General features: G+C 67.1%; 30 protein-coding genes and 1 tRNA gene. 23 read left to right on the forward strand and 8 right to left on the reverse strand.

All coding sequences use genetic code 11. From position 1 onward, the window contains the following. Complete coding sequence (locus IP92_RS17620) at window positions 1–2,085, reverse strand: TonB-dependent receptor plug domain-containing protein (RefSeq protein WP_145877349.1); 2,085 nt, start codon at window positions 2,083–2,085, stop codon at window positions 1–3. Between the two features lie 124 nt (window positions 2,086–2,209). Here IP92_RS17620 and IP92_RS17625 point away from each other — a divergent pair, with 124 nt between their 5' ends. Beyond that, on the forward strand, window positions 2,210–3,313 hold the full coding sequence (locus IP92_RS17625) for a sensor histidine kinase (protein ID WP_158206773.1): 1,104 nt from the start codon (window positions 2,210–2,212) through the stop codon (window positions 3,311–3,313). Next, entirely contained in the window at window positions 3,310–4,065 is a 756-nt protein-coding gene (locus IP92_RS17630; RefSeq protein ID WP_199271791.1) for a LytR/AlgR family response regulator transcription factor, read from the forward strand. Before IP92_RS17625 ends, IP92_RS17630 begins: the two co-directional genes overlap by 4 nt. Here the strand turns inward: IP92_RS17630 and IP92_RS17635 are convergent. From IP92_RS17635 to mscL, 3 genes are read right to left on the reverse strand one after another with little or no spacing between them, the layout of a single operon-like run. Further along, window positions 4,062–4,757 (reverse strand): DUF2461 domain-containing protein, encoded by a 696-nt coding sequence (locus tag IP92_RS17635; protein ID WP_145877353.1) that lies wholly within the window; start codon window positions 4,755–4,757, stop codon window positions 4,062–4,064. The genes IP92_RS17630 and IP92_RS17635 overlap by 4 nt on opposite strands. Window position 4,758: 1 nt before the next feature. Then, window positions 4,759–5,916, reverse strand: a complete 1,158-nt coding sequence (locus IP92_RS17640) for a Do family serine endopeptidase (RefSeq protein ID WP_145877355.1) — start codon at window positions 5,914–5,916, stop codon at window positions 4,759–4,761. A gap of 19 nt (window positions 5,917–5,935) precedes the next feature. Further along, a complete protein-coding gene (gene mscL / locus IP92_RS17645) occupies window positions 5,936–6,364 on the reverse strand; it encodes a large conductance mechanosensitive channel protein MscL (RefSeq protein ID WP_145877358.1) in 429 nt (142 codons plus the stop codon). Between the two features lie 258 nt (window positions 6,365–6,622). On the opposite strand from mscL, the gene petA reads away from it, so the two are divergent. From petA to IP92_RS17750, 21 genes are all read left to right on the forward strand, one after another. Then, window positions 6,623–7,231, forward strand: a complete 609-nt coding sequence (gene petA, locus IP92_RS17650) for a ubiquinol-cytochrome c reductase iron-sulfur subunit (RefSeq protein ID WP_145877360.1) — start codon at window positions 6,623–6,625, stop codon at window positions 7,229–7,231. 1 nt (window position 7,232) lies between these two features. Next, window positions 7,233–8,645: a cytochrome b gene (locus IP92_RS17655; RefSeq protein ID WP_145877363.1), complete on the forward strand. Its 1,413-nt coding sequence runs from the start codon at window positions 7,233–7,235 to the stop codon at window positions 8,643–8,645. Window positions 8,646–8,671: 26 nt separating this feature from the next. Beyond that, window positions 8,672–9,436 (forward strand): cytochrome c1, encoded by a 765-nt coding sequence (locus tag IP92_RS17660; protein WP_145877365.1) that lies wholly within the window; start codon window positions 8,672–8,674, stop codon window positions 9,434–9,436. Between the two features lie 126 nt (window positions 9,437–9,562). After that, window positions 9,563–10,174 carry a glutathione S-transferase N-terminal domain-containing protein gene (locus IP92_RS17665; RefSeq protein WP_090436157.1) on the forward strand — a complete coding sequence of 204 codons (612 nt, stop codon included), beginning with the start codon at window positions 9,563–9,565 and terminating at the stop codon, window positions 10,172–10,174. Between the two features lie 67 nt (window positions 10,175–10,241). Further along, complete coding sequence (locus IP92_RS17670; RefSeq protein ID WP_145877367.1) at window positions 10,242–10,751, forward strand: ClpXP protease specificity-enhancing factor; 510 nt, start codon at window positions 10,242–10,244, stop codon at window positions 10,749–10,751. A gap of 38 nt (window positions 10,752–10,789) precedes the next feature. Continuing rightward, window positions 10,790–10,865: transfer RNA gene (locus IP92_RS17675), tRNA-Thr, on the forward strand. Between the two features lie 130 nt (window positions 10,866–10,995). After that, the gene (ccmA, locus tag IP92_RS17680) at window positions 10,996–11,613 is read left to right on the forward strand and encodes a cytochrome c biogenesis heme-transporting ATPase CcmA (protein ID WP_145877370.1); all 618 of its coding nucleotides are present in this window, start codon (window positions 10,996–10,998) and stop codon (window positions 11,611–11,613) included. Beyond that, window positions 11,607–12,275 carry a heme exporter protein CcmB gene (gene ccmB / locus IP92_RS17685; RefSeq protein ID WP_145877372.1) on the forward strand — a complete coding sequence of 223 codons (669 nt, stop codon included), beginning with the start codon at window positions 11,607–11,609 and terminating at the stop codon, window positions 12,273–12,275. The genes ccmA and ccmB overlap by 7 nt, the downstream gene beginning before the upstream one ends. An 8-nt stretch (window positions 12,276–12,283) precedes the next feature. Then, window positions 12,284–13,042 carry a heme ABC transporter permease CcmC gene (gene ccmC, locus IP92_RS17690; protein WP_145877374.1) on the forward strand — a complete coding sequence of 253 codons (759 nt, stop codon included), beginning with the start codon at window positions 12,284–12,286 and terminating at the stop codon, window positions 13,040–13,042. Beyond that, a complete protein-coding gene (gene ccmD, locus IP92_RS17695) occupies window positions 13,039–13,191 on the forward strand; it encodes a heme exporter protein CcmD (protein WP_145877377.1) in 153 nt (50 codons plus the stop codon). Before ccmC ends, ccmD begins: the two co-directional genes overlap by 4 nt. Further along, the gene (gene ccmE, locus IP92_RS17700) at window positions 13,188–13,640 is read left to right on the forward strand and encodes a cytochrome c maturation protein CcmE (protein WP_145877379.1); all 453 of its coding nucleotides are present in this window, start codon (window positions 13,188–13,190) and stop codon (window positions 13,638–13,640) included. Before ccmD ends, ccmE begins: the two co-directional genes overlap by 4 nt. Beyond that, window positions 13,621–15,609 carry a heme lyase CcmF/NrfE family subunit gene (locus tag IP92_RS17705; protein ID WP_145877381.1) on the forward strand — a complete coding sequence of 663 codons (1,989 nt, stop codon included), beginning with the start codon at window positions 13,621–13,623 and terminating at the stop codon, window positions 15,607–15,609. Before ccmE ends, IP92_RS17705 begins: the two co-directional genes overlap by 20 nt. 2 nt (window positions 15,610–15,611) lie before the next feature. Next, window positions 15,612–16,139, forward strand: a complete 528-nt coding sequence (locus IP92_RS17710) for a DsbE family thiol:disulfide interchange protein (protein ID WP_145877383.1) — start codon at window positions 15,612–15,614, stop codon at window positions 16,137–16,139. Between the two features lies 1 nt (window position 16,140). Then, a complete protein-coding gene (locus IP92_RS17715) occupies window positions 16,141–16,569 on the forward strand; it encodes a cytochrome c-type biogenesis protein (RefSeq protein ID WP_307724858.1) in 429 nt (142 codons plus the stop codon). After that, window positions 16,566–17,798 (forward strand): c-type cytochrome biogenesis protein CcmI, encoded by a 1,233-nt coding sequence (gene ccmI / locus IP92_RS17720; protein ID WP_145877388.1) that lies wholly within the window; start codon window positions 16,566–16,568, stop codon window positions 17,796–17,798. Before IP92_RS17715 ends, ccmI begins: the two co-directional genes overlap by 4 nt. 86 nt (window positions 17,799–17,884) lie before the next feature. Further along, a complete protein-coding gene (locus tag IP92_RS17725) occupies window positions 17,885–18,049 on the forward strand; it encodes a periplasmic nitrate reductase, NapE protein (RefSeq protein WP_145877390.1) in 165 nt (54 codons plus the stop codon). 2 nt (window positions 18,050–18,051) lie between these two features. Further along, window positions 18,052–18,321, forward strand: coding sequence for a chaperone NapD (locus IP92_RS17730; RefSeq protein WP_145877392.1), 270 nt, complete (start codon window positions 18,052–18,054; stop codon window positions 18,319–18,321). Then, window positions 18,318–20,816, forward strand: coding sequence for a nitrate reductase catalytic subunit NapA (gene napA / locus IP92_RS17735; protein ID WP_145877394.1), 2,499 nt, complete (start codon window positions 18,318–18,320; stop codon window positions 20,814–20,816). The genes IP92_RS17730 and napA overlap by 4 nt, the downstream gene beginning before the upstream one ends. A gap of 11 nt (window positions 20,817–20,827) precedes the next feature. After that, a complete protein-coding gene (locus tag IP92_RS17740; protein ID WP_145877396.1) occupies window positions 20,828–21,298 on the forward strand; it encodes a nitrate reductase cytochrome c-type subunit in 471 nt (156 codons plus the stop codon). 9 nt (window positions 21,299–21,307) lie between these two features. Continuing rightward, on the forward strand, window positions 21,308–21,886 hold the full coding sequence (locus IP92_RS17745) for a cytochrome c3 family protein (RefSeq protein WP_145877399.1): 579 nt from the start codon (window positions 21,308–21,310) through the stop codon (window positions 21,884–21,886). 104 nt (window positions 21,887–21,990) lie between these two features. Then, window positions 21,991–22,320 carry a cupin domain-containing protein gene (locus tag IP92_RS17750; protein ID WP_145877402.1) on the forward strand — a complete coding sequence of 110 codons (330 nt, stop codon included), beginning with the start codon at window positions 21,991–21,993 and terminating at the stop codon, window positions 22,318–22,320. Window positions 22,321–22,323: 3 nt separating this feature from the next. On the opposite strand, the gene IP92_RS17755 is transcribed toward IP92_RS17750, so the two are convergent. From IP92_RS17755 to IP92_RS17765, 4 genes are read right to left on the reverse strand one after another with little or no spacing between them, the layout of a single operon-like run. Next, on the reverse strand, window positions 22,324–24,144 hold the full coding sequence (locus IP92_RS17755; RefSeq protein WP_145877405.1) for a hypothetical protein: 1,821 nt from the start codon (window positions 24,142–24,144) through the stop codon (window positions 22,324–22,326). After that, a complete protein-coding gene (locus IP92_RS29940; protein ID WP_158206774.1) occupies window positions 24,141–24,287 on the reverse strand; it encodes a hypothetical protein in 147 nt (48 codons plus the stop codon). The genes IP92_RS17755 and IP92_RS29940 overlap by 4 nt, the downstream gene beginning before the upstream one ends. Further along, complete coding sequence (locus IP92_RS17760; RefSeq protein WP_145877408.1) at window positions 24,284–25,303, reverse strand: glycosyltransferase family 2 protein; 1,020 nt, start codon at window positions 25,301–25,303, stop codon at window positions 24,284–24,286. Before IP92_RS17760 ends, IP92_RS29940 begins: the two co-directional genes overlap by 4 nt. Further along, complete coding sequence (locus IP92_RS17765; protein ID WP_145877410.1) at window positions 25,252–25,668, reverse strand: GtrA family protein; 417 nt, start codon at window positions 25,666–25,668, stop codon at window positions 25,252–25,254. Before IP92_RS17765 ends, IP92_RS17760 begins: the two co-directional genes overlap by 52 nt. Window positions 25,669–25,736: the final 68 nt, after the last annotated feature.

Here is a 25,736-nt window from a genome sequence, read left to right on the forward strand (position 1 = left end):
TCACAGCGGCACTTCCGCCGCCAGGCGCAGCGTGCGGCCGCCGCTCGTCACCGTGGCGCGGCGCACGGCCGTGGCGCCGTCATCGAAGCGCAGCACGTCGTACGGCGTGGCGTTCAACAGGTCCGTGCCGGTCAGGCGCAGCGTAACGCCGTGGCCGGCCTGCCAGCTGGCGTACGCGGTCAACTGCCGCAGCGTGCCCCGCTCGCGCCATTGCGTGGCCGACGTGCGGGCCGTGCCGGCCCCCTGCACGTTCCAGTTGAACCCCGCCGTGGTGCCGGACCCGAAACGGTAGTCGAGGCCCGCGTTTGCCACCAGCGGCGTCTGTTCGCCCAGGCGATTGCCGGGGCCCGCGACCGCCTTCACGTCCGACCAGTTGCGCGCCAGCGTGAAACGGGCCGACGCCTGCTTGCTCAGGTTGAAGCGCCCGTCCAGTTCCACGCCGCGGGTGCTGGCGCGGCCGCCGTTGCCGGGCATTGTGACCCACTGGCTGCCGTCCCGGAACAGCTGCTGCAGGATGACGTCGGCGATGCGGCGCCCGTAAGCCGACACGCTCAGCATCGCATTGCCGGCGAAGTACCGTTCATAGGCCGCGTCGATACCCCAGGCCAGCTCCGGCCGCAGCGCCGGGTTGCCTTGCGCGTCAGGATTCGTGGGCCCGTTGGCGTTGTTGACCGTGTAGCGGCGCGGCATCAGGTCACGGGTCTCGGGTGCCTTGTAGCTGCGCGTCAGCGCTACGCGCATCTGGTCGCGGCTGTCCGGGATCCTCCACAGCAGATGTCCGACGGGACTCCACACGGCGGCCTGGCTGGCGACGCGCTCCATGGTGCGGCCGGCCGTCGTGGTCCGCAAGCCTTCCCAGCGCAAGCCCAGATAGAGGTCGAGCGCCGGCACGGGCGACCATTCGTCCTGCGCATACAGCGCCAGCCGCCGCACGCGCGCCGCGTAGCGCTGGTCGCGGTCGCCGAGCGGCGCGCCGGCCGCATCGGCATCCTGCTGCAGGCGCGTCTCGGCCCGCCGCGCAACGGTGCCGTCCCAGCCGGCGCTCAAGGCGTGGTGGGGCGTGCCGCCGAAGCGCAGCTTGCCGCTGCTGCCGGCGTTGTCGTCGCCCGCCGTCGAGAGCACGCGGCGCTGCCACAGCGGCGTGTCGCCGGCGTCGCTGCCGATGAAACGGTAGTCGCTGCGGCGCCGGTTGTGCGCCACGTTCAATTTCCATTCGAGGCGTACGTCCTCGCCCGGCCGGTGCGTGCCGGTGACGTCGCTGCGCGCCTGCGTGGTGCGCGCGTTCGACGCGTAGCCGTTGTGGGGGTACGCGCTGGGATCGCCCCACAGCGTGATTTCCCGCGCGCTGCCGCCGTTTTCGCTGCGCAGCAGGTCCAGCAAGCCTTGCCAGGCGAGCGTCGTGTCGGTGGATTTCCACGTCATGCGCGGCGTCAGCGCAGCCCGCTCGGTGACGGCGGCGTTGCGTTCGGCCGTGATGCGCTCGCCGTCCGGCGCCTCCTCTGTAACGGTGTCGTGCAGTGCGCGGCGCGTGCGGGCCAGCTGCGCGGCCAGCGTGCCGGACCAGGTGTCGCCGGGGCGTGCCAGGTCCAGCGTCGCCGTGGGCGACCAGCCTGCGGCGCTGCGTTCGGCCGCCACCGTGGCGGACGTGCGCCAGCGTGGCGCGGCCTTGCGCAGCACGATGTTGATGCTGCCGGCGATGCCCTGCGTGCTGCTGTCAGCGCTGGCGCTCTTCAGGATTTCGATGCGTTCGATCAGCTCGGGTGCGAGGCTGTCGGGCAGGAAGCCCGGTGGCGCGGGCGTGCCGTCGATGAGGAACTGCGTGCGGCCGCCACCCAGGCCGCGCAATTGCACCTGGCCGCCGTTGATGGCGATGCCGGGCTGGCGCCGCAGCACGTCGGCCACGCTGACGTCGCCGTAGCGCACCAGTTCATCGCGGCCGACGACGATGCGGCCGGCGCCGTCGTCGCGCCGTTGTTGTTGCGCCCCGGCGGCCTTCACCTCCACGCGGGCGATGTCATCGGCGGCGTGCGCGGCGCCGATCAAGAGGGGCAGGGACAGGCAAAGAGTCGGGTAAACGCGTGGCATGGCAGTGGTTGGAAGTGACGACGACGCGGATTATTGGCGGCCCGGCGGCACCCGCGGGGACGAGTGTGACGAACGCGGACACCTGGAGGACGAACGGGAAAAGGCGCTGCTATACTGCCCCGCCATGAAACCGCCGCTGACCTTACCCTCTTCCTGGCCGCTGTGGCTGCGCCTGCTGGCGATCCATTTTGGGTTGTGGACTTTGCTGTGCGCGGTCGCCGGCCTCACCACGTACGGCGATGCCGCGCACCATGGCGACACGCGCAGCTATTGGCAGATGACCTTCGGGTGGTGGTGCGGTTACGCGGTGATGATCGTGCAGAGCGCGTTGCTGCACCTGGTGTATCTGCGCCGCCCGCAGTGGCTGGTCACGACGGGCCGCCTCGTTGCCGGCTACGCATTGTTCGTGGCGCTGTGCTGGCCCGTCGCGATGCTGGGGCTGGCCCTGCGCCGCTGCGTCAAGCTCGACCTGGCGCCGACGCTGCCGAACGCGTGGCACTACTGGATCAGCATGGACAAGTTCGAATGGTTCGTCGTGTTCGTGCTGCTGACGATGGCCTATGGTGCCGTCGTGGCCCGGCTGCTGTGGCGTGCGCACCGGCGCCATGCGGACGAACTGGCCCAGGCCAGGCTGTCGCTGGAGCGCCAGCGCCTGGCCGCGCTGCGCGGCCAGCTCGAACCGCATTTCATGTTCAACACCTTGAGTGCCATCAGCGCGATGGTGCGCACGGACGACAAGCCGCTCGCCCTCGATGGCCTGGAACGGCTCGGCGACCTGCTGCAGTATGCATTGACCAGCAGCGAGCGGGACTGGGTCGGCATGGACGAGGAGCTGGCATTCGTCCACCATTACCTGGATTTGCAGGGCCTGCGCTTCGGCCCGCGCCTGCGCGTGCGCATCGATGGCGCGCACCTGCTGGACGACGGCATCGAATGCCCGCCGATGCTGCTGCAGCCGCTGGTGGAAAATGCGCTGCGCCACGATCTCGAATGCCATGAGGACGACAGCGACATCGCCGTCACGTTCGCCCGTACCGCCGACCGCCTGACGATCGACGTGTCGAACCCGATCAGTCCCCATGCGGCGCCGCAGGCCGGCCTGGGCATCGGCCTGCGCGGCATCGAGGCGCGCCTGCGCCTGGCCTACGGCGAACGCGCGTCGCTCGTCACGGCGCGAACGGACGGGCGTTTCGTGGCGCGCCTGTCGCTGCCGTGGGCAGCCGCATGAGCGGCGCGCTGCGGGTACTGATCGTCGACGACGAAGCCCATGCCCGCACCAACCTGCGGCTGGCGCTGGCGGCGTTGCCGGGCGGGGTCGTCGCTGCCGAATGCGCCGGTGCCGCGGCAGCACGCGCGTTCCTCGCCACCGATCATGCGGACATCGTGCTGCTGGACGTGCAGATGCCGGTGGAGTCGGGCCTCGATTTCGCCCGTGAGCTGAGCCGGCAGCCGCTGCCGCCGCTGGTGGTGTTCGTGACCGCGCATCGCGGCCATGCGCTCGATGCATTCGACGCGCACGCGCTCGACTACCTCGTCAAGCCCGTCAACGAACAGCGGCTGCGGCAGGCGCTGGAGCGTGCCGCGCAGCTGCTCGAGCAACGCGCCGCGTACACGCAGGCGCTGCGGCGGTTCGTCGATCCCGCGCCCGGATGGTGGACGGAAGTGGTGGTGCGGTCGGTGGGGCGGATGGACCGCGTCGACCTGGCCGACGTGCGCTGGATCGAGGCGGCCGGCAACTACGTCGAACTGCACGTGGCCGAGCGCACCTGGCTGCATCGCAGCACGCTGGCCGAGCTGGAAGCGCACCTGGATCCGGCGCAGTTCCTGCGCATCCACCGGCGCATCCTCGTGCGGCGCGCGGAGATGGCGGCACTGCGCCAGGTACAGGAGGGCAGCTGGATTCTCACGCTGCGCGGCGGCGGCGAGCTGCCCGTCAGCGAGCGCCACGTGGCCGCGGCGAAGGGGGCGCTCGGCGCTTAAGCGGCCTGCTCGTCTTCGTCGACCTTCGCCGTGCGCATCCACTGCACCAGCGGGTACGCATCCTTGAAGCCGCCCGCGATCGTCGGCAGCAGCGCGTCCGGATCGTTCAGGTCCAAGGCTACTTCGCGCCACACGAAAAAGCTCTTCAGCTTGATGAACTCGATGTGCTCATGGTCCGGGTCGAAGCCTTTCGGCGGGCGCTGCAGCTTGGCTTCCTCGGTGATGCTGCCGTACGTCGCCTTCAAGGCGCGGCTGTTCAGCGCCTTGCGAAAGCCCGCCGCATCCTCGACCATGTGGTTGCGCAGCGCGCGCAGGCGGTGCGGCGGCGGCATGTATTCGCCGGCGCCGTAGCCGAGGGTACCGTGGCCGTCCAGCTGGAAGTAGTAGGTGGGGCCGCCCGCCTGGCTGGGGCGGCGCAGGTCGTTCGGCGCGATCGCGGCCGAGAAATGCGTCTTGTACGGGCTCTTGTCGTGGGCGAAGCGCACGTCGCGGTTGATGCGGAACATCGCCTTCTTCGGATTGCAGAATTTGACTTCGCGATCGAACTTGCCGAGTTCGCCGATCACCTGCGTGACCAGTTCCAGGAATTCCTCCCGCAGGATGTCGTAGCGGGGCTTGTTCATGATGAACCAGGGGCGGTTGTTGTTCTCGGCCAGTTCGGAGAGGTAGCCGTTCAGGTCGCGCAGGTGCATGTCATTTTCTCGGTAAGGGGCGTTTGCCGACGGTCACGGACAGGTCGGCCTCGCGGTTCTTGCGCAGCACGCGCATCGTGGCCTTGCCGCCCGGTTCCAGCTGGGCGATCAGGTTCAGCATTTCATTCGTGTCGCGCACGGGCTTGCCTTCGACGGACAGCAGGATGTCGCCCGGCTTCATGCCCGCCTTGTCGGCCGGGCCGTTGCGCACCACGCCGGCGATGATCGCGCCGCTGTCGCGCTGCAGGCCGAAGCTCTGCGCCAGCTCGGGCGTGATCTCCTGCGATTCGACACCGATCCAGCCGCGCACCACGTGGCCGCTCTTGATGATCGACTCCATCACCGTCTTGGCGGTGCTGACGGGGATCGCGAAGCCGATGCCGACCGAGCCGCCCGTCTGCGAGTAGATCGCCGAATTGATGCCCAGCAGGTTGCCGTTCGTGTCGATCAGCGCGCCGCCGGAATTGCCGAAGTTGATCGCGGCATCCGTCTGGATGAAGTTCTCGAAATGGTTGATGTGCAGGTTGTTGCGGCCCAGCGCGGAGATGATCCCCATCGTCACCGTCTGGCCAACGCCGAACGGATTGCCGATCGCGAGCACCACGTCGCCAACCTTGGCCTGGTCGACATTGCCCAGCGCAATCGCCGGCAGCTGCTTCAGGTCGATCTTGATGACGGCCAGGTCCGTCTCCGGGTCGGTGCCGACCAGCTTGGCGGACGCCTTGCGGCCGTCGGCCAGCACGACGTCGATCTCGTCGGCTGCTTCCACCACGTGGTAGTTCGTCAGGATGTAGCCTTCCGGGCTGACGATGACGCCGGAGCCCAGGCTGTTCTGGTCGTCATCCTCGTCGTCGCCTTCACGGTCGCCGAAGAAGCGCTTGAAGTACGGGTCGCGCAGCAGCGGGTGCTGGCGCGGCATGGCCTTCGACGTGAGGATGTTGACGACGGCCGGCATCGCCCGGCCCGCGGCAGTGCGGAACGAGCTGGGCGTGGGCGCGGGCGCCGCCACGAGGGTCGAGGCGGGCTGTGCCGCCGTGCCGAGCTGCTGCACGGTGCCGGGGCGGGCGCGCGGCCAGTCGGGCCGCACGGCGGAATAGACGAAGTACAGTGCCAGGACGATGGTCACCGCTTGCGCAAACAATAACCAGAGTCGTCGCATGGGCTGTCGGGTAAGGGATCTATTTCTTCAGGGCGTCGCGGATCTCGCGCAGCAGCACGATGTCTTCCGGCGCCGCTGCCGGTTCGGCGGCGGCCGGTGCCGGTTCTTCCATGCGTGCGCGGGCTTTCTGCACCAGCCGCACCATCTGGAAGATCACGAACGCCAGGATCAGGAAGTTTAACAGGATGGTGAGGAAGTTCCCGTAGGCGAGCACCGCGCCCAGCTTCTTCGCTTCGGCCAGCGACAGGTTCGGGTCCTGGTGATTCAGCGGCAGGTAATAGTTCGCGAAATCGAGGCCACCGATCAACTTGCCGATCGGCGGCATGATGATGTCCTGCACCAGCGAATCGACGATCTTGCTGAAAGCCGCGCCGATGATCACACCGACCGCGAGGTCGATGACATTGCCCCGCATCGCAAACTGTTTAAATTCTTGCAACATCGCCATGGTGTTCTCCCCCGTAATGGTAACTGCCGGGATCATACTGTCTTTTGCCACCGTGCCCAAACCCCTACACGGTCAATCGGTCAACCGGCCTATTGCCCCGTTATTGGAATACGGTTTAACGTATTGCAACATGGGCGACCTTTTTACTCTTGCAACCTTTCGCTTCTAGAACACGTGGTGTTCACTTATAATTTCCTGTTGCAAGATGGTCTGTTGTCGCTTATCAAATATTCGAATTTTTATAAGATTGGGGTTTGTATGAGCATTGAGAAGCAGGTCGATCCCAGCCGGCGAGGTCTGTTAGCAGCTACCTGCGCCGCCGGCGGCGTAGTAGGACTCAGTACCGCAGGCGTTCTGGTCAGTACGTTTCAACCCTCCGAGCGCGCCAAAGCCGCAGGCGCTCCCGTCGAAGTAGACATCTCCACCTTGCAGCCCGGTGAAATGCGCACCGTCGAATGGCGCGGCAAGCCCGTCTGGATCCTGCGCCGCACGCCCGAGATGCTGGCGTCGCTGAAAAAGACCGATGCCGAAGTGGCGGACCCCAATTCGAAGCGCAATCCGGACGAATTCACCCCCGAGTACTGCGTCAACGAGCACCGCTCGCGCAAACCCGAATATTTGATTGCCATCGGCATCTGCACCCACCTCGGCTGTTCTCCGTCCACCAAATTCGTCCCGGGCCCGCAGCCTTCGCTGCCGGACAACTGGACCGGCGGTTTCCTGTGCCCGTGCCACGGCTCCACGTTCGACCTGGCCGGCCGCGTGTTCAAGAACAAGCCGGCACCCGACAACCTCGTGGTGCCGCGCCATATGTACCTGAGCGATACCAAGATCCTGATCGGCAAAGACGAGAAAGGCGAGGCATAACATGGGCGCATTCAAGGAGACAAAATTTCCGGCCGACGCGCCGGCCGCGCAAAAAGCCCTGGGCTGGGTCGACGATCGCTTTCCGCTGACGAAGCTGTGGAACGACCAGTGGGGCAAGTACTACGCGCCGAAAAACTTCAACTACTGGTACATCTTCGGCTCGCTGGCGATGTTCGTGCTGGTGCTGCAGATCGTTACCGGCATCTTCCTGACGATGCACTACAAGCCGGATGCGAACCTGGCGTTCAACTCCGTCGAATACATCATGCGCGAAGTGCCGTGGGGCTGGCTGGTGCGCTACATGCACTCGACCGGCGCTTCCGCGTTCTTCATCGTCGTCTACCTGCACATGACGCGTGCGCTGATGTACGGCTCGTACCGCAAGCCGCGTGAACTGATCTGGCTGTTCGGCTTCGCGATCTTCCTGTGCCTGATGGCCGAGGCATTCTTCGGCTACCTGCTGCCGTGGGGCCAGATGTCGTACTGGGGCGCCCAGGTGATCGTCAACCTGTTCGGCGCGATTCCGCTGATCGGCCCCGACCTGTCGCTGTGGATCCGCGGCGACTACGTCGTCTCCGACGCAACGCTGAACCGCTTCTTCGCGTTCCACGTGATCGCCATTCCGCTGGTGCTGCTGGGCCTGGTGGCCGCGCACTTGATCGCACTGCACGAAGTGGGTTCGTCGAACCCGGACGGCATCGAAGTGAAGGAAAACCTGGGCCCGGACGGCCACCCGGTCGACTCGATCCCGTCGCACCCGTACTACACGGTGCACGACATCTTCGGCGTGTCCGTGTTCCTGCTGATCTTCTCGTCCGTCGTGTTCTTCGCGCCGGAAATGGGCGGTTACTTCCTCGAGTACAACAACTTCCTGCCGGGCGACCCGCTGAAGACGCCGCTGCACATCGCGCCGACCTGGTACTTCACGCCGTTCTACTCGGTGCTGCGTGCCACCACCGCCGACTTCATGTGGGTGCTGATGGGTGCCGTGGCCGCGTACGTCGCGTTCCTGTGGCTGAAATCCCGCCTGGCGTTCCGCACCAAGGCGATCATCGCCGTGATCGCGCTCGTCGCCATCGTCGGCATGCTGCCGCAGGTGCTCGATGCGAAATTCTGGGGTGTCGTGTTCTTCGGCGGCTCGGTCGTGATCCTGGCGTTCCTGCCGTGGCTGGACCACTCGCCGGTGAAGTCGATCCGCTACCGTCCGATGTGGCACAAGTACCTGTACACGCTGCTGGCCATTGCATTCGTGGCGCTGGGCTACCTGGGCACGCAGCCGCCGTCGCCGATCGGCACGATCGTGTCGCAGGCGGCGACGCTGTACTACTTCGCGTTCTTCCTGCTGATGCCGTGGTGGAGCACGGCGGGCACCTTCAAGAAGGTTCCCGACCGCGTCACCTTCCACCCGCATTGATGCGATTCACTAGCAAAGGACACGAAATGAAATTCACGAAGAAGTTGTTCGCTGTGCTGGCGCTGCTGCCGGCACTGGCTTTCGCGAGCGAGGGCGGCCATCCGCTCGATCCTGCCCCGGACCGCTCGCACAATATGGCGGCCCTGCAGAACGGTGCGAAGTTGTTCGTCAACTATTGCCTGAACTGCCATAACGCCTCGTCGATGCGCTACAACCGGTTGCGCGACCTGGGCCTTTCCGAGGACCAGATCAAGAACAACCTGCTGTTCACCGGCGAGAAGGTGGGCGAACTGATGACGACGGCGATGCCGCCCAAGGATGCCAAGGCGTGGTTCGGCGTCGTGCCGCCGGACCTGTCCGTGATCGCCCGCGCCAAGGCGAGCTCGGCAGGCAGCGGCAGCGACTACCTGTACACCTACCTGCGCACGTTCTACCAGGACGAGACGCGCCCGACGGGCTTCAACAACCTGGTCTTGCCGAACGTGGCGATGCCGCACGTGCTGTGGCAGATGCAGGGCGTGCAGCGCGCCAAGTTCGTCGAAGAGAAGGACCCGCATGACGCGAACAAGACGGTGCACAAGTTCGCCGGCTTCGAGCAGGTGACCCCGGGTACGATGAGCAAGACGGACTTCGACACGGCAGTGGCCGACCTGGTCGGCTACATGGAATGGATGGCCGAGCCGGCGCAGCAGACGCGCAAGCGCCTGGGCGTCGTCGTGCTGCTGTTCCTGACGGTGTTCGCCTTCCTGGCCTGGCGCCTGAACGCATCGTACTGGAAAGAAATCAAATAAATTTGCTTTTTGCTGGCCGATTTTGGTAAGGTCAGGATTTTTGCGCCGTTCCGGCTCGTCCGGGATGGCCCAACTGGGGTGAACCGCTTGCGGTCTCGCCCCCTTTGTTTCTAAGGAACTACCAAAATGATGGTTCTCTACTCGGGCACCACCTGCCCATTCTCCCAACGCTGCCGCCTGGTCCTGTTCGAAAAAGGCATGGATTTCGAGGTGCGCGACGTCGACCTGTTCAACAAGCCGGAAGACATCTCGACGATGAACCCGTACGGCCAGGTGCCGATCCTCGTCGAACGTGAATTGATCCTGTACGAATCGAACATCATCAACGAGTACATCGACGAGCGCTTCCCGCACCCGCAACTGATGCCGGCCGACCCGCTGATGCGCGCGCGTGCCCGCCTGATGCTGTTTAACTTCGAGAAAGAGCTGTTCGTTCATGTTCACACGCTGGAAAGCGAGCGCAACAAGACGAACGACAAGAGCCACGACAAGGCACGCGCGGAAATCCGCGATCGCCTGACGACGCTGGCACCGCTGTTCCTGAAGAACAAGTACATGCTGGGCGACGAGTTCTCGATGCTGGACGTGGCCGTGGCTCCGCTGCTGTGGCGCCTGGATCACTATGGCATCGAGCTGTCGAAGACGGCCGCGCCGCTGATGAAGTACGCCGAGCGCATCTTCTCGCGCCCGGCCTACATCGAAGCGCTGACGCCGTCCGAGAAAGTGATGCGCCGCTAATCAGCGCTTCGCGCGTAAGCTAACACCGGCGCCGGTTTTTCCCGGCGCCGTTTTTACAAGAAGACTTATGGCAGAGATTTCCACGAAGCCCTATATGCTGCGCGCCATCTATGAATGGTGCACCGACAGCGGCTATACGCCCTACCTGGCCGTCAAGGTCGACTCCGCGACCCAGGTACCGATGGAATACGTGAAGAAGGGCGAGATTGTCCTCAACATCAGCTATGGCGCCACGTCCGGGCTGAAGATGGACAACGACAGCATCCGCTTCCACGCCCGCTTCGGCGGCGTGTCGCGCGAGATCTTCATCCCCGTCAATAACGTGATGGCGATCTACGCGAACGAGAACGGCCAGGGCATGGCGTTCGAGCCGCTGCTGGGCCAGCACGCGCCGGCCCCGGCACCCGCACCGGCCCCAGCCGAACCGACGGGCCCGGCGCTGGCCTCCGTGCCGTCGCCCGCCGCCGCGCCCGCACCGGCGCCGCGCGCCGACGACGGCAACGGCCCCGACGATGGCAATGGTCCGGACGGCGGCCCGAAGAAGGGCGGCCGCCCCACGCTCACGCGGATCAAATAGCGGGTCAAATAGGATATAATCGTTACTCTTCAGATCACGCCGGCTTAGCTCAGTTGGTAGAGCAGTTGATTTGTAATCATCAGGCCGCGGGTTCGATTCCTGCAGCCGGCACCACTGTCATGAAGCCCAGCCCAATGGCTGGGCTTTTTGCTTTCTACACCCTTCCAACCGTAACATGCCTCCCGGCCATACAGTGCTACCATCCCCCCGTCCGTAACTCAACCGTTACCCCGAGGGCGTACCTATGGTGCTTCGCTGTGTCGACGTTGCCGGCAGTCGCGGCGGCAATGTGCTGTTTTCCGGCATCGGCTTCGCAGTGGAGCCGGGGCAGGGCGTGCGCATCCATGGCGACAACGGCAGCGGCAAGACCACACTCTTGCGCATGCTGGCGGGGCTGACGCCGCCGCACGCCGGCGCCGTGCTGTGGGAAGACGAGGACATCCGCACCGCACGCCAGCGCTACTGCGCCAATCTGCTCTATCTCGGCCACGCGCCAGGCGTCAAGAACGAGCTACTGGCCTGGGAAAACCTCGTGTTCATGCAGGGCTTGCGGGGCCGGGCCGCCGAAGACGAAGCCCGCGCCTGCCTCGCCGAAGCGGGCCTGGGCGCGCAGGCGGACTTGCCCGCCGGTGCGCTGTCGCAAGGCCAGCGCAAGCGGCTCGCACTGGCGCGCCTGCAACTGGCGCACAACCGGCCCATGTGGCTCCTCGATGAACCCTTTGTCGGCCTGGACCAGGATGCCGTCGCGGCGCTGTGTGACCGCGTCGCCAGTCATCGCAAGGCCGGCGGCATGCTCGTCTATACGACCCACCAGGCGGTCGAGGTGCCGGATGCGCTCACGCTGCGGCTGGAAGCATGCTGAACGCGTTCGGCGCGTCGGTCCGCCTGGCCCTGCTGTGCGCGATGCGCCGGCGCGCCGACATGCTGGCGCCGCTGGCGTTTTTCGTGATGGTGGCGAGCCTGTTCCCGATGGGCGTCGGCACCGATCCCGACCTGCTGCGCAAGATGGCGCCTGGCGTCATCTGGGTGGCGGCGTTGCTGGCGTCGATGCTGGCGTTGCACCGCATGTTCGAGGCCGACCGGGCCGACGGTACGCTCGAACAGCTGATGCTGGCGCCCGAACCGCCGGTGGTGGCGGTGGCCGGCAAGATCGCCGCGCACTGGCTGACGTCGGGTCTGCCGCTGGCGCTGGTGGCGCCGCTGCTGGCCTTGCAGTACGGGCTCGATGTGCCTTCGCTCGGCGTCGTCGTCGCCAGCCTGCTGCTCGGCACCCCGGTGCTGAGCCTGGTCGGCGCCATCGGCGCGGCGCTGGCGCTGGGCACGCGTGGTGGCAGTGTGCTCGTTGCGCTGATGCTGATGCCGCTCTATATTCCGGTCCTGATCCTCGGCGCCGGCGCCGTGTCGGCGTGCATGGCCGGTATCGGCTTCAAGGCCCAGCTGCTGCTGCTCGCGGGCCTGTGCTGTTGCGCGGTAGCGCTGGCGCCGTGGGCCGTCACCGCCGCGCTCAAGCTCGCGCTGGAATAGGAGGAAGCATGTCCACGATCCCTACGCCGCCCGCCACGCTGTTCGCCTTTGCTTCGCCGCCCGCGTTTTATGCACTGGCACGCCGCCTGGTCCCGTGGCTGTTTGCCGTGGCCATCGCCACCGGCGTGGCGGGACTGGGTCTCGGCTTCCTGATCGCGCCGACCGACCACCAGCAGGGCGATGCCTACCGCATCATCTACGTGCACGTGCCGGCGGCCTGGATGTCGATGCTGCTGTACCTGGCAATGGCGCTGTGGGCCGGGATCGGCCTTGCCTACAACACGCGCGTGTCGGCGATGATGGCGGCCGCCATCGCGCCCACTGGCGCGCTGTTCACGTTCCTCGCGCTGTGGACCGGCGCCTTCTGGGGGCGCCCGACCTGGGGGACGTGGTGGGTGTGGGACGCGCGCCTGACGTCGGAGCTGATCCTGCTGTTCCTGTACCTGGGCTTCATGGCGCTGCACGCTTCGTTCGATGATGTGCGCCGGGCCGACCGCGCTGCTGCTATCCTCGCGCTCGTCGGCGTCGTGAACGTGCCCATCATCTACTTCTCGGTACGGTGGTGGAACACGCTGCACCAGGGCGCCTCGATCAAGCTGACGGAGGCGCCGACGATGGCAGCGCCGATGTTGACGGGCATGCTGTTGATGACGGTGTGCTTCTGGGCGTACGCGGCGGCGATCGTGCTGCGCCGCGCGTGCTGTCTCGTGCTGGAGCGCGAACGCGGTGCGGCCTGGCTGGCCGCGCTGGAACGGGAGGAACGATGAACTGGCAGAGCTTCGGCGAGTTCCTGCACATGGGCGGCTACGCGCTGTACGTGTGGGGCGCGTGCGCGATGGTCGCCGCGGCACTGGCCAGCGAGGTGATGCTGGTGCGCCGGCGCCTGCGGCTGGCCCGTCGCGGGGCGGCCCGTTGAAGCCGCGCCACCAGCGCCTCGCGCTGATCGGCGGGGCGCTGGCCATGCTCGGTCTCGGCGCGTGGTTCGTGCTGTCCGCATTCCAGAGCAATCTCGTGTTCTTCTTTACACCCACCCAGGTCAGCCGGGGCGAGGCGCCGCGTGCCGGCGTGTTCCGCGTCGGCGGGATGGTGGAGAAGGGCAGCGTGCGGCGCGCTGCGGACGGTGTGACCGTCAGCTTCGTCGTCACGGACCTGCAGCGCTCGGTGCCGGTGCGCTACCGCGGCGCGCTGCCGGACCTGTTCAAGGAGGGCAAGGGCGTCGTCGCGCAGGGCGAGCTGGCGCCGGGGAACGTGTTCGTTGCGCGCGAGGTGCTGGCCAAGCACGACGAGAACTACATGCCGCCGGAAGCGGCGTACGCGCTGGCGCAGAAGAACAAGGAGCAGGGCGATGCTGCCGGAGCTCGGTAACTACGCGCTGATGCTGGCCCTTGCGCTGGCCCTGGTGCAGGGCGTGCTGCCGCTGGCCGGCGCCGCCCGCGGTGCCGCGCGCTGGATGGCCGTGGCCAGGCCCGCGGCGGGTGCGCAGTTCGTGCTGGTCACACTCGCCGGCGGCTTGCTGGTGCACGCGTTCGTCGTCAACGATTTCTCCGTGCTGTACGTCGCGCAGAACTCCAATTCGCTGCTGCCGTGGTACTACCGCGTCACCGCCACGTGGGGCGGCCACGAAGGTTCGCTGCTGCTGTGGACATGGATGCTGTCCGCGTGGACCCTGGCCGTCGCGCTGCGCAGCAGCCAACTGCCCGCCACGTTCGTCGCGCGCGTGCTCGGCGTGCTGGGCCTGATCTCGGTCGGCTTCCTGCTGTTCATGCTGCTCACGTCGAACCCGTTCGCGCGGCTCCTGCCCGCGGCGCTCGATGGCCGCGACCTCAATCCACTGCTGCAGGACGCCGGCATGATCGTCCATCCGCCGCTGCTGTACATGGGGTACGTCGGCTTCTCGGTGGCCTTCGCGTTTGCCATCGCGGCGCTGCTGGCGGGGCAGCTCGACGCGACGTGGGCGCGCTGGTCGCGGCCGTGGACCCTGCTGGCCTGGAGCTTCCTGACGCTCGGCATCCTGATGGGCAGCTTCTGGGCTTACTACGAGCTGGGCTGGGGTGGCTGGTGGTTCTGGGATGCCGTGGAAAACGCGTCGTTCATGCCATGGCTCGTGGGCAGCGCGCTGCTGCATTCGCTGATCGTCAGCGAGAAGCGCGGCACGTTCAAGAACTGGACGGTGCTGCTGGCGATCCTGGCGTTCTCGCTGGCGCTGCTCGGCACGTTCATCGTGCGCTCCGGCGTGCTGACGTCGGTGCACGCGTTCGCCACCGATCCGCGCCGCGGCACGTTCATCCTCGTGTTCCTCACGCTCGTCATCGGCTCCTCGCTGCTGCTGTACGCGTGGCGTGCGCCGGCGATCGGCGGCGGCGGCCGGATTGGCCTGTTCTCGCGCGAGGCGCTGCTGTTGACGAACAATGTGGGGCTCGTCGTCGCCGCGGCCACGGTGCTGCTCGGGACGTTGTATCCGCTCGTCCTCGATGCGCTCAACCTCGGCAAGATCTCGGTCGGGCCACCGTATTTCGAAGCGGTGTTCGTGCCGTTGATGATTCCCGTTCTGCTGCTTGCCGCGCTGGCGCCGTTCGTGCCGTGGAAGTCGGCGCGGCTGCCGGCCGTGTTGCGCGAGGTGCGCTGGGTTGCGCTGGCCGCGTTCTTCGCGGCCGTCGCGGGCGGCGTCGCGGCGGGGGCGAAACCGCTCGTCGTGCTGGGGCTCGCGTGCGCGCTGTGGCTCGTCGCCGGCACGTTGTGGCAGGCGCTTGCGCGCCTCGGCAAGGGGGCGGCCGGGACTTCGCTGGTGCGTCGCGTGACGCGCGAGCCGCGCAGCTATTGGGGCATGGTGGTGGCGCACGCGGGGCTCGGCATATTCGTGGCGGGCGTCACGCTGGTCAAGGGTTTCGAGGAGGCGCGCGACGTCAACCTGGGGGCCGGACAGAGCGTCGCGCTGGCCGGCTACACATTCACATTGACCGGCTTGACGAATGCCGATGGACCGAACTACACGGCGGAGCGTGCCGCGTTCAGCGTGACCAGCGCAGGGCGCGCCATCGCGACGCTGGCACCGGAAAAGCGCTGGTATCCGGTGCAGCAGACGGCCATGACGGAAGCGGCGATCGATCGTGGCGCCACGCGCGACCTGTACGTGTCGCTGGGCGAGCGCACGGCGCCAGGCCGCTGGCTCGTGCGCGTGCAGGTGAAGCCGTTCGTCGGCTGGATCTGGGCGGGAGCGCTGCTGATCGCGACGGGCGGCTTCCTCGCGGCGGCGGACCGGCGCTACCGGCTGCGCCAGGCGGCAACGCTGCCCGCGGTGGACGTGCCGGCACCCGCGCTGGCGGCGGGGAGGTGACGATGCGCCGCTACCTGATGCCGTTGATCGTGTTCCTGGCGCTGGCCGGTTTTCTTGCCGCCGGCCTGCGCAACGATCCGCGCGAGCTGCCGTCCGCGCTGGTCGGCAAGCCCGCACCCGAGTTCACCGCGAGCCGCGTCGGCGCCGGCCAGGGCATCTTCTCGCCGCGCCAGATGGCGGGCAAGGTGTGGGTGCTGAACGTGTGGGCTTCCTGGTGCGCGCCGTGCCGCGTCGAGCATCCGCTGCTGATGCGGTTCGCGCAGCAGGGCCTCGCGCCCGTGGTCGGTCTCAATTACAAGGATGCCGAGGATGCCGCCACCACGTGGCTGCGTACCCAGGGTGATCCCTACGTCTTCTCGGCCGCGGACCCGGCTGGCCGCATCGGCATCGACTACGGCGTGTATGGCGTGCCGGAGACGTTCGTCATCGATGCGCACGGCGTGATCCGGCTGCGGCATGCGGGCCCACTGACGCGCGAGGTCGTCGAAGGGAAGATCGCGAAACTCGTGCGGGAGCTGAACGGTGCGTAGCGTGCTCGTTGCCATTTGCCTGCTGGCCGGCGCGGCCGGTGCGGCGCCATCCGGCGCGGAGCTGGACCGCCGCACTGCCGCCGTCGCCGAGGAATTGCGCTGCCTCGTGTGCCAGAACCAGACGATCGCCGATTCGCACGCCGAGCTGGCCGTCGACCTGCGCCGGCAGGTGCGCGAGCAGCTGGCCCAGGGCCGCACGCCGGACCAGGTGGTCGCGTTCATGACGGAGCGCTACGGCGACTTCGTCGTGTACCGGCCGCCGCTGCGCGGCAGCACCATGTTGTTGTGGTTCGGACCCGCGCTGCTGCTCGTTGCCGGGCTCGCGATGCTGTATCGGCGCCTGCGCGCACGCACCGCGCCGCCCGCCGTGCCGGACACGCGCCGGGCCGAGGCGGCGCGCCTGCTGGATGACGAGGAGGCCAAACCATGACATGGTTCGTGCCGTTCGCGGTGCTGATGACGGCCGCGGCGCTGTTCTGCGTGATCCACCCGCTGCTGCGCCAGCATGCCGGCCCGCTGCAAGGGCCGGCGCAGAGCAGCGCCAACCTGGCGATTCTGCGCCAGCAGGCCCGCGAGCTCGATGCCCAGCTGGCGGCGGGCGACCTTGCGCCGGCCGACCATGCGCAGGCGCGTGCGGAGCTGGAGCGCCGCGTGGCCGAAGAGGTGGCGGCACCGGCACCGCTCGTCCAGGCACCGCCGCAGCGCCTGCTCGCGGGAATCGTCGCGCTGCTGGTGCCGCTGCTGGCGGCCGGCTTGTACTGGTATGCCGGCAACCCGGCCGCGCACGCGGTGATGTCCGGCTCGGCACCGCCGCTGCGCCCCGATCACGAGATTTCGGCGGCGCAGGTCAGCACGCTGTTGCAGCGCCTCGCCGACCGGCTGCGCAACGCGCCGGACGATGCCGACGGCTGGTATATGCTGGCGCGCTCGTACACGGCGATCGGCCGGCATCACGATGCCGAGCTGGCGTACCAGCGCCTGATCGTACTGGTACCGGACGATCCGGATGTGCTGGCCGATTACGCCGACGCGGCGGCCACCGCGCAGGGCGGCTCGTTGCAGGGCAAGCCCGTGGAGCTGGTGCGCAGTGCGCTGGCGCTGCTGCCCGATCATCCGAAGGCGCTGGCGCTGGCCGGCAGCGCGGCATTCGAACGGGGCGACTTCAAGGCCGCCGCCAACTGGTGGGAGCGGATGCTGCCGGCGCTGGACGGCGACGCCGAGTTGCGCCGCACCACGTTGGCCAATATCGCCGATGCGCGCCAACGCGCGGGAGAACCAGTCAGCACCACCACGGAATCGCCCAGCGCCGGCGCGGGCCAAGCGATCAGCGGCACCGTGACCATCGCGCCCGAATTGCTCAAGCACGTGACGCCCGGTGCCACCGTATTCGTGTACGCACGCGCGCCGGGTGGCGCAGGCCCGCCGCTGGCGGTACAACGGCTGAGCGTCGGCCGCTGGCCGCTGGCGTTCCGGCTCGACGATACGATGAGCATGCTGCCGCAGCTGAAACTGTCCGGCGCAAAGGAAGTCGTCGTCGGCGTGCGGGTGTCGGCGCAGGGTCGCGCCACGCCGTCGCCTGGCGATCTGGAAGGGCACTCGCAGCCGATACGGCCGGGTACCGAGGGCGTCGTCGTGCGAGTGGACACGCGCCGTGAGTGAGTCATGCGCCACACTGGTGCAGTTGTGCGCGCCGTGTTTGCTCTCGCGACGATAATGCAACCGTTAGGAAGATCAGCGAGGAACGTATGGAAAGCGACCGTCCCGTCCCGACCAAGGCGGAAGAGATCAAGGTATTCCTGTTCATCACCGCCGTGCTGGCGCCAGTGCTGGCTGTCGGCTTCATCGCCGCCTACGGCTTCATCGTGTGGTTCTACCAGCTCCTGACGGGGCACCTGCCGGGAGCGGCCTGACGATGATTGACGAAATCCATATCGCCGGCATCATCGTGCACGCGTCGCGCGCGCAGATGGATGCCGTACGCACCCAACTTGCGCTGGTGCCGGGGGCGATCGTCCATACGGCAGCCGCGGATGGCCGCATGGTCGTGACGCTGGAAACCGATTCCGCACAGCGCACGCTCGACACGATGGATGTGATCCGTGTCATCCCCGGCGTGTTCAACGTCGCGCTGGTGTACCAACATGCCGAGCCCAGAGAGGCCATGGACGAGGAGATACGATGAGCTACACGCGCCGAGATTTCATCACGCAGACGGCCGCCGCGACGGCGGCGGCGACGGCCGGCATTCCGTTCGACGCGCCCGCCGCGTCGAACGTGACGACCGATGCCTCGAAGACCCAGCTGACCTGGAACAAGGCGCCATGCCGCTTCTGCGGCGTCGGCTGCGGCGTCAACGTCGGCGTCAAGGATGGCCGCGTCGTCGCGACGCACGGCGACATCAACGCCGAAGTGAACCGCGGCGTCAATTGCGTCAAGGGCTACTTCCTGTCGAAGATCATGTACGGGGCCGACCGCCTGACCCAACCGCTGCTCAGGATGACCAATGGCCGCTATGACAAGAACGGCGAGTTCGCGCCGGTGTCGTGGGACAAGGCGTTCGACGTGATGGCCGAACAGTTCAAGAAGGTGTTGCGCGAGAAGGGGCCGGGCAGCGTCGGCATGTTCGGCTCCGGCCAATGGACCGTGTGGGAAGGCTATGCCGCCGTCAAGCTGATGAAGGCCGGCTTCCGCTCGAACAACCTCGATCCGAATGCGCGGCACTGCATGGCATCTGCCGTCGCGGGCTTCATGCGCACGTTCGGCATGGACGAGCCGATGGGCTGCTACGACGACATCGAACAGGCCGACGCGTTCGTGCTGTGGGGCTCGAACATGGCCGAGATGCATCCGATCCTGTGGACGCGCGTGACGGATCGGCGCCTGTCCGCGCCGCAGGTGAAGGTGGCCGTGCTGTCGGTGTACGAGCACCGCAGCTTCGAGCTGGCGGACCAGTCGATCATTTTTCGGCCGCAGACCGACCTGGCGATCCTGAACTTCATCGCCAATCACATCATCAAGACGAACCGCGTGAACCGCGACTTCGTCAACCGCCACACCCGCTTCGTGCTGGGCAACCAGAACATCGGCTACGGCCTGCGGCCCGAGCACGCGCTGCAGCAGGCCGCCGCCAACGCGGCCGACGCCAGCGGCAGCAAGCCGATGACGTTCGAGGAATACGCCCGCTTCGTCAGCAAATACGACGTTGACTACGTGTCGAAACTGTCCGGCGTGCCGGTCGAGCGGTTGCAACGGCTGGCCGAGCTGTACGCTGACCCGAAGATGAAGGTGGTGTCGTTCTTCACGATGGGCTTCAATCAGCACACCCGCGGCACGTGGTGCAGCAACCTGCTGTACAACCTGCACCTGCTGACCGGGAAGATCTCGTCGCCTGGCAATGGACCGTTCTCGCTGACGGGCCAGCCGTCCGCATGCGGTACCGCGCGCGAGGTGGGTACGTTCTCGCACCGCCTGCCGGCGGACATGCTGGTGACGAACCCGAAGCACCGCGAGCATGCGGAGGAGATCTGGAAGCTGCCGCCCGGGACGGTGCCCGACAAGCCGGGCTTCCACGCGGTCGCGCAGAGCCGCGCGCTGAAGGACGGCAAGCTGAACGCGTACTGGGTCATGTGCAACAACAATATGCAGGCAGGTCCGAACATCATGGGCGAAATCCTGCCGGGCTTCCGCAATCCGCAGGCGTTCGTCGTCGTGTCGGACCCGTATCCGACCGCCAGCACGACCGCGGCCGACCTGATCCTGCCCACCGCGATGTGGGTCGAGAAGGAAGGCGCGTACGGCAACGCCGAGCGGCGCACGCAGTTCTGGCACCAGCTGGTGCGCGCACCGGGCGAGGCCCGTTCCGACCTGTGGCAGCTGATGGAATTTTCCAAGCGCTTCAAGATCGAGGAAGTGTGGCCCGGCCCGTTGCTGGCGGCAGCCCCGCAGTACCGCGGCAAGACGCTGTTTGACGTCCTGTTCCGCAACGGCCAAGTCGACAAATTCCCGACGTCGCAGATCGCCGCCGGTTACCTGAACGACGAGGCGAAGGCGTTCGGCTTCTATGCGCAGAAGGGCCTGTTCGAGGAATATGCATCGTTCGGCCGTGGCCACGGCCACGACCTGGCACCGTTCGACCGCTACCACGAGGCGCGCGGGCTGCGCTGGCCGGTCGTCAACGGCAACGAGACACGCTGGCGCTACCGCGAGGGCTACGATCCGTACGTGAAGAAGGGGGAAGGTGTGCGCTTCTACGGCATGCCGGACGGGAAGGCGGTGATCTTCGCGCTGCCATACGAGAAGGCGGCCGAGGAGCCGGACAAGGAATATCCGTTCTGGTTGTCGACTGGCCGCGTGCTCGAGCACTGGCATACGGGCACGATGACGCGGCGCGTGCCGGAGCTGTATCGCGCGGTGCCGAACGCCGTGTGCTTCATGCACCCTGAGGATGCGAAGGCGCTGGGCGCGCGCCGCGGCGACATCATCGAAGTGAAGTCGCGCCGCGGCTCGATCCAGACGCGGGTCGAGACGCGTGGCCGCAACCGGCCGCCGCGCGGGCTCGTGTTCATTCCGTTCTTCGACGCTGGTCAGCTCGTCAACAAGGTGACGCTCGACGCGACGGACCCGATCTCGTTCCAGACCGACTACAAGAAGTGCGCGGTCGCCATCCGCAAGATCTGAAAGGAGGCGATATGAAGAAGCTCATTACCTGCCTGCTGTGTTGCTGCATCGCGTTCGGCGCCCAGGCGCAACGGGCCCTCGACAATATGCGTGGCCCGACGCCGCTGGCCGAAACGGCCAAGCCGGCGCCGATGGTCAATCCTGACAACAGCGACGTGCGGCGCGTGCGCAACTACGCGATGCAGCCGCCCGTCATCCCGCACAAGATCGAAGGCTACCAGGTCGACAAGAGCGCGAACCGCTGCATGATGTGCCACGCGCGCACGCGCACGCAGGAAAGCGGCGCGCCGATGATCAGCGTGACGCACTTCCAGAACCGCGAGGGCAACTTCCTGGCCGAGCTGTCGCCGCGGCGTTACTTCTGCCTGCAGTGCCACGTGCCGCAGGCGAACCTGAACCCGCTCGTCGAGAATACGTTCAAGGACGTGGACACGATGCTGAACCAGGCGCCGCCGGCGGACGCGCCGGCCAAGCGCAAATAAGGGGGCGCCATGCTGCGGATCGTCAAACGCTATTGGGATGTGCTGCGCCAGCCGAGCGCGCACTTGAGCCTGGGCTTCCTGATCGTCGGCTCCTTCATCGCCGGCATCCTGTTCTGGGGCGGCTTCAACACGGCGATGGACTTCACCAACACGGAGAAGTTCTGCACGGGCTGCCACGAGATGCGCGACAACGTGTACCCGGAGCTGCAGCGCACGATCCATTTCACGAACCGCAGTGGCGTGCGCGCCAAGTGCTCGGATTGCCACGTGCCGCACAACTGGACGGACAAGATGGCGCGCAAGATGCAGGCGTCCAAAGAAGTGTGGGGCAAGATCTTCGGCACGATCGACACGCGTGAGAAATTCGAGGAACACCGGCTGATGCTGGCCCAGCACGAGTGGCGGCGGCTGAAGGCCAACAATTCGCTCGAATGCCGCAACTGCCACCAGTTCGAATCGATGGACTTCACGCGCCAGAGCCCGCGCGCCGCGAACGCGCACTCGACGCACCTGGCCAGCGGCCAGAAGACGTGCATCGACTGCCATAAAGGCATCGCGCACACGCTGCCGGACATGTCGGGGCAGTAAATGCGTTACGCCGCGCCGCCGTGGCGGCGCGGTGGCAAAGCCGCGCGTCACGATTTCGGCGCCCCTGCTAAGATGAGCCCAGCTTCGTTGACGAAGGAGAGCTCATGGCCCTGCAACACGCATCATCCGGACAAGTCATCGCCCTGCAGCATGCCGGCGAAGACGTCACCCAGTTTTCCTCGATCGCACTGGCAAAGACCGACGAGATCGAACTGATCCGCCTCGTACTACCCGCCGGCAAGACGATGCCGGAACACTGGGTCAAGGGCGAAATCACCCTGCAATGCCTGTCAGGCGAAATCGCCGTGGACGCGCACGGTCGTACCGCGACGCTGCATGGTGGCGAGATGCTGTACCTGGCCGGCGCGACCCCGCACGCGGTGCGTGCGGTCGCCGATTCGGTGGCGCTGCTGACGATCGTGTTGAAGGATTGACGCTCACGGGCACGGATAGCGCACCGCGTACAGGATGCGCGGCGCCCCCAACGGCGCGCCATTGACGGGATTGCGATCCAGGCGCCCGACGGCGTCGAGCGCGATGCAGGCGTCGTGCGACAGCGCCGCCCCGGCAACGAACACGTGGGTGATTCCGGCGGCCCGCAGCGGCGCAGCCCGCAACGTGGCGGCCTGCGGCGAGGTCAGCGAAGGTGGCAACCCCAGCAGGCGCCGCCCTTGCGGCATGCTGATCACCCGGTTCGCCAGCGATGATCCTGCCAGTGGATAATGCCAGCTGCGGTCCGCCAGATTCAGGATGACCGCACCGGCCGGCAGCGCGTCGATCTCCGGCGGATACTCATAGAACTGCGCCCGCGTGCTTTGCCCCGACAGCACGATCCGGTCGCCGAACTGCACCAGCTGGCGCGACAGGAACACCCCCAGCATGATCACGATGCACGCGGCCAGCACGCCGTCGAACAGCCGGCGCCAGCCGCCATGCGCCTGCGTCACGACCCACGCCAGCAGCGGCATCGCCAGCGGCAGCGCGGCCAGCACGTAGCGCGGCTGGCGGTCACCCAGCAACCACCATGCGCCGACGATGAGGCACACGGCAAACAGCAGCGCGGCGCGCACGCGGTGACGTCGCCAGCCGTCGCGCACGACCGCTGCGCCGATGGCGATGCCGGTCGCGGGAATGGCCGCGGCGACAAAGGCGCCCAGGCCGCCGCTGTGCTTGAAGTTCTGGCCGTAGCGCTGCGTTTCCGTCCACGGATAGGCAAGCCATTGCAGCGAGTGGTCGACCCATTCCAGCTGGGTCGTTGCGCGCAGCGACGTATCGAAGTCCGCCGCCGGCAGCCAACCGAACCAGGGGCCCACCAGCGGCACGCCGACCGGGTGCAGCGGGTTGCCGAACAACAGCGCGTTGCGGGCCAGCCAGAAGCCGCCGGCGGCCAATGCCGTCCCGCCGAACAGCGCGGCATGGCGCAGCATGCGCGGTCCGCGCGCCTGGCAGCAGACATTGATGCCGATGGCGGCCGCGCTGATCAGGTGCAGGCTCTTGAAGCCGAACGCGAGGCCGACGCACAGGCCCGCCAGCGGCAGCGCGAGCGCCGGCCGCAACGGGCACAGCACGAAGTACATCGCCAGCGCCGCAAAGGCGATGCCGCCGATGTCCGCGCCCAGTTCCACGGAAGAGAATGCGATCATCGGCACACCCAGCAAGCCGCAGCAGGCGTAGACCGACGCCCTGGCGTCCGCACCGGCGAGCCGGCACAGGCCGCGCACGGCCATCATGAGGGGCACCAGCAACAGCAGATTCGCCGCCGCCACCAGCCGTTCCGGCAGCACCTGCAGCAGCACGGCCCACAGGATGCTGGCGTTCGCCGGGAACGTGTGGGGGAAGTTGCCGTCCCATGGCTGCAACGACTGCGTCTGCAGCAGGTGCACCGACAACGGCAGGTGATAGGCCATCACCTCGTATCCCTGCGGCCGGCCGAACGCGAGCAGCACGCCGGCGAGCGCGAACGTCAACGCCGTCAGGCCGGCGATGGGAGACCAGCATTGCCGGGGCAGCGGGGCGAGCGGCGCAGGGCAGGGGACCAGCCGCAACGTCAGCGCAACGGCCAGCAGCAGCAACGCGGCGTTGGCGGTGGTGACGACGGGCGCGCCCGTGCCCAGTTCCACGGCACCCAGCACCTGGAACGCCAGCAGCAGCGCGGCAACGAACGTGACGAGCGCGACGGGCACCGCTTCGCCCGGTACGCGCCGCGCGGCCAGCACGGCGATCCAGCCGCACAGCGCGACGAGCATCCACGCCGTCATCGCGAGTGTTCCAGCAGCACCCGCGCCGCACGCGCCAGCAGCAGCACGTGGTTGCGGATGCCGTCGCTGGTGGCGAAGTAGACGAGCGCGGAAAGCGCGGCCGCGCATGCCGGCGCTTTCGATATCCAGGCCGACAGCGTCATGGCCGCTCCTTGTCGAAGCCTTCGCCGCATACGGCCTCGATGTGGAAACGGGGCCGCTTCTTCGTCGATTCGTACACCTTCGCCAGGTATTCGCCGATCACGCCCAGGCTCAGCAGCTGGATGCCGCCCAGCAGGTACATTGGAATGACGACGGACGCCCAGCCCGGCACCGCCTGGTCCGTGAATAGCCGGATGCCCAGCGCCCATGCCGACAGCAGCAGGCTGCCCAGTGAGACCAGGGCGCCGGCGCCGGTGATCAGGCGCAGCGGGTAGGCGGTGAACGACGTGACGCCTTGCCACGCCAGCGACAGCATCTTGCGCAGCGGGTATTTCGACGTGCCGGCAAAGCGCGGCGCCCGTTCGAATTCGACGACCGACGTACGGTACCCCAACTGCGGCACGAGACCGCGCAGGAACAGGTGCGTCTCCTCGTAGCCGCGCAGGCTCTCGATCGCGCAGCGGCTCATCAGCCGGAAGTCGGCATGGTTGAACTGCACCTGTACGCCGAGCAGGGCCAGCAACCGGTAATAGGCCTCGGCGCTGGTGCGCTTGAAGAAGCTGTCCTGCTCGCGGCTGCTGCGTACCGCATAGACGATCTCGCTGCCGGCGCGATAGTTGTCCAGCATGCGGGGGATCGCTTCCAGGTCGTCCTGCAGGTCCGCATCGAGGCTGATGAGTACGTCGCCCGGCACCGTCAGCAGGCCGCACAGCAGCGCGTTCTGGTGGCCGCGGTTGCGCGAGAGCTTGACGCCGCAAACGACCGGGAACGCGGCGGCATATTCGGCGATCAGGCGCCACGTCCCGTCACTGCTGCCGTCATCCACGTAGTAGATCGCGCTGCCGGGCGCGGCCTGCCCGTCCCCTTCGAGCCGGGCCATCAGCGCGACGAGGCGGCGCGTCGTCTCGGGCAGCACTTCCTGCTCGTTAAAGCAGGGCAGCACGAGGCTGACGACAGGCGCGGGCCTCAGCTCTGGCGGCTGCCGAAAGTCCAGGCGCCATGGATGCAGTAGTTCCATAGGATCACTCCCGCGGTGGTCAGCAGTTGGGCCGGCACGATCGACAGCCCGGCGTTCGTGAGCAAGGTCAGCAGCAGATGGTTCAGCAGCAGGCCGGACAGCGCGACGATCGCGAAGCGGGGCGCCGTCACGCCGTTGTCCTCATTGCTGCGGAACGTCAGCCAGTCATTCAGCAGGTAGTTCAGGACGGCACTGAGCGCGAAGCCGGCGCAGGAAGCGGGCACGGCGGGTAGTCCCGCGTGCACCAGCAGTGCCATCAGCCCGTAGTGGACGAGCGTGCTGATGCCGCCGACGCACAGGAAGGTGAGGAAGCTGCGCGCCGAGAAGTTGCTGCGCGCACCGGCAAGGGTGGAAGGATCGGCCATGGATAGCGAGACGGGCAAGCGTACCCGTCAAGTCTATCGAGCCGTTTCGGCGGCCGACCTCGATTGGA

The organism is Pseudoduganella flava (assembly GCF_007830495.1).
Taxonomy (GTDB): Bacteria; Pseudomonadota; Gammaproteobacteria; order Burkholderiales; family Burkholderiaceae_D; genus Rugamonas; species Rugamonas flava.

Excerpts from the sequence above, each read along its gene's own strand:
- IP92_RS17620 (WP_145877349.1), bottom strand. The coding sequence starts at position 2,085 with ATGCCACGCGTTTACCCGACTCTTTGCCTGTCCCTGCCCCTCTTGATC.
- IP92_RS17625 (WP_158206773.1), top strand. The coding sequence starts at position 2,210 with ATGAAACCGCCGCTGACCTTACCCTCTTCCTGGCCGCTGTGGCTGCGC.
- IP92_RS17630 (WP_199271791.1), top strand. The coding sequence starts at position 3,310 with ATGAGCGGCGCGCTGCGGGTACTGATCGTCGACGACGAAGCCCATGCC.
- IP92_RS17635 (WP_145877353.1), bottom strand. The coding sequence starts at position 4,757 with ATGCACCTGCGCGACCTGAACGGCTACCTCTCCGAACTGGCCGAGAAC.
- IP92_RS17640 (WP_145877355.1), bottom strand. The coding sequence starts at position 5,916 with ATGCGACGACTCTGGTTATTGTTTGCGCAAGCGGTGACCATCGTCCTG.
- mscL (WP_145877358.1), bottom strand. The coding sequence starts at position 6,364 with ATGGCGATGTTGCAAGAATTTAAACAGTTTGCGATGCGGGGCAATGTC.
- petA (WP_145877360.1), top strand. The coding sequence starts at position 6,623 with ATGAGCATTGAGAAGCAGGTCGATCCCAGCCGGCGAGGTCTGTTAGCA.
- IP92_RS17655 (WP_145877363.1), top strand. The coding sequence starts at position 7,233 with ATGGGCGCATTCAAGGAGACAAAATTTCCGGCCGACGCGCCGGCCGCG.
- IP92_RS17660 (WP_145877365.1), top strand. The coding sequence starts at position 8,672 with ATGAAATTCACGAAGAAGTTGTTCGCTGTGCTGGCGCTGCTGCCGGCA.
- IP92_RS17665 (WP_090436157.1), top strand. The coding sequence starts at position 9,563 with ATGATGGTTCTCTACTCGGGCACCACCTGCCCATTCTCCCAACGCTGC.
- IP92_RS17670 (WP_145877367.1), top strand. The coding sequence starts at position 10,242 with ATGGCAGAGATTTCCACGAAGCCCTATATGCTGCGCGCCATCTATGAA.
- ccmA (WP_145877370.1), top strand. The coding sequence starts at position 10,996 with ATGGTGCTTCGCTGTGTCGACGTTGCCGGCAGTCGCGGCGGCAATGTG.
- ccmB (WP_145877372.1), top strand. The coding sequence starts at position 11,607 with ATGCTGAACGCGTTCGGCGCGTCGGTCCGCCTGGCCCTGCTGTGCGCG.
- ccmC (WP_145877374.1), top strand. The coding sequence starts at position 12,284 with ATGTCCACGATCCCTACGCCGCCCGCCACGCTGTTCGCCTTTGCTTCG.
- ccmD (WP_145877377.1), top strand. The coding sequence starts at position 13,039 with ATGAACTGGCAGAGCTTCGGCGAGTTCCTGCACATGGGCGGCTACGCG.
- IP92_RS17705 (WP_145877381.1), top strand. The coding sequence starts at position 13,621 with ATGCTGCCGGAGCTCGGTAACTACGCGCTGATGCTGGCCCTTGCGCTG.
- IP92_RS17710 (WP_145877383.1), top strand. The coding sequence starts at position 15,612 with ATGCGCCGCTACCTGATGCCGTTGATCGTGTTCCTGGCGCTGGCCGGT.
- ccmI (WP_145877388.1), top strand. The coding sequence starts at position 16,566 with ATGACATGGTTCGTGCCGTTCGCGGTGCTGATGACGGCCGCGGCGCTG.
- IP92_RS17725 (WP_145877390.1), top strand. The coding sequence starts at position 17,885 with ATGGAAAGCGACCGTCCCGTCCCGACCAAGGCGGAAGAGATCAAGGTA.
- IP92_RS17730 (WP_145877392.1), top strand. The coding sequence starts at position 18,052 with ATGATTGACGAAATCCATATCGCCGGCATCATCGTGCACGCGTCGCGC.
- napA (WP_145877394.1), top strand. The coding sequence starts at position 18,318 with ATGAGCTACACGCGCCGAGATTTCATCACGCAGACGGCCGCCGCGACG.
- IP92_RS17740 (WP_145877396.1), top strand. The coding sequence starts at position 20,828 with ATGAAGAAGCTCATTACCTGCCTGCTGTGTTGCTGCATCGCGTTCGGC.
- IP92_RS17745 (WP_145877399.1), top strand. The coding sequence starts at position 21,308 with ATGCTGCGGATCGTCAAACGCTATTGGGATGTGCTGCGCCAGCCGAGC.
- IP92_RS17750 (WP_145877402.1), top strand. The coding sequence starts at position 21,991 with ATGGCCCTGCAACACGCATCATCCGGACAAGTCATCGCCCTGCAGCAT.
- IP92_RS17755 (WP_145877405.1), bottom strand. The coding sequence starts at position 24,144 with ATGACGGCGTGGATGCTCGTCGCGCTGTGCGGCTGGATCGCCGTGCTG.
- IP92_RS29940 (WP_158206774.1), bottom strand. The coding sequence starts at position 24,287 with ATGACGCTGTCGGCCTGGATATCGAAAGCGCCGGCATGCGCGGCCGCG.
- IP92_RS17760 (WP_145877408.1), bottom strand. The coding sequence starts at position 25,303 with ATGGAACTACTGCATCCATGGCGCCTGGACTTTCGGCAGCCGCCAGAG.
- IP92_RS17765 (WP_145877410.1), bottom strand. The coding sequence starts at position 25,668 with ATGGCCGATCCTTCCACCCTTGCCGGTGCGCGCAGCAACTTCTCGGCG.